Origin of the sequence: Acinetobacter sp. ACNIH3 (assembly GCF_002918965.1) — a bacterium.
In the GTDB taxonomy this organism is placed as follows: Bacteria; Pseudomonadota; Gammaproteobacteria; order Pseudomonadales; family Moraxellaceae; genus Acinetobacter; species Acinetobacter schindleri.
This window is the reverse complement of the sequence record NZ_PQLP01000125.1, coordinates 1-1,284: the sequence shown is the minus strand read 5'-3', so window position 1 is coordinate 1,284 and position 1,284 is coordinate 1. Positions and strand designations below refer to the sequence as shown.

General features: G+C 38.1%; 1 protein-coding gene. It reads left to right on the top strand.

Annotated features, from left to right (window positions below):
- Positions 1 to 78: 78 nt before the first annotated feature.
- Positions 79 to 1,223, top strand: a protein-coding gene (locus tag C3420_RS17000) for an IS3 family transposase (protein ID WP_103801097.1) whose coding sequence is annotated in 2 segments (ribosomal slippage) — positions 79 to 343 and positions 343 to 1,223 — 1,146 coding nt in all. Because the reading frame shifts where the segments join, the coding sequence is not laid out codon by codon here.
- Positions 1,224 to 1,284 lie beyond the last annotated feature (61 nt).

The window sequence follows — 1,284 nt, the reverse complement described above, 5'->3', positions numbered from 1 at the left end:
ACAGAGATGGATCCGTAAATTTGAACAACTCCTATAAGTGATATTCTGCTCCTCAAATGATGTTATAAACATCAATATATGGAGTATTTTATGGCACGTAGACCAAGAAGAAATCATTCAAACGACTTTAAGGCTAAGGTAGCACTTGCTGCGATCAAAGCAGAAAAAACACTTGCTGAATTGAGTTCTGAGTTTGATGTTCATCAAAACCAAATTATTGACTGGAAAAATCAATTGATCTCAGCTTCCTCACAAGCTTTCGATCAATCAAAAGCTCCATCAGAACCCCCCATTGATCTTAAAAAGTTACATGCAAAAATCGGTGAGCAGGCATTAGAAATTGATTTTTTAGAAGGTGTGTTGAAGAAACTGGGCCGCTTCAACCACAAAAGTTAATCGACGACTCACTTCAGATTTCAGTATCTAAGCAAGCTAAGCTGCTGAAAGTCTCCCGTGGTTGTTATTATTATCGCCCAAAACCTGTTAGCTCATCAGATCTGAAGCTGATGCGATGTATTGATGAATTACATATGCAATATCCTTTTGCAGGCAGTCGTATGATGCGTGATTTGTTGAATCGTCAAGGGCATCATATAGGACGACGTCATACACGTACTTTAATGAAGAAAATGGGTATTCAGGCGTTATATTGCAAACCAAATTTAAGCCAGGCTAATCAAGCTCACCGTAAATATCCATATCTGCTCAAAGGGTTGGCTATTCTGCGCAGTAATCAAGTGTGGTCTACGGATATAACGTATATTCCTATGGCAAAAGGCTTTGTTTATTTATGTGCTGTGATTGATTGGCATAGCCGCAAGGTACTTGCGCATAGGGTATCGATTAGTATGGATGTGGATTTTTGTATTTCGGTTTTAAATGAAGCGATTGAAAAATATGGATCACCTGAAATATTGAATACAGACCAAGGCAGTCAGTTCACCAGTGATGCATTTATTGATGTATTGAAATCAAATGGCATTCAAATCAGTATGGATGGTAAAGGTCGATGGGTAGATAATGTGATGGTTGAACGATTATGGCGGAGCGTTAAATATGAAGAGGTGTATCTCAAAGCTTATAGCAGTGTCACAGATGCGAAAAAGCAATTAAGTGCATATTTTGAGTTTTATAATTTGAAACGACCTCATTCGAGTCTAGACAAAATGACACCAAATGAGTTTTACTATGATCAGCTACCCCAACAAAACAAGGTGGCTTAACTAGAGCGGAATATCACTTATAAATACGCTTTTAGTTGTTCAAACAAGTGGGACCACCTCT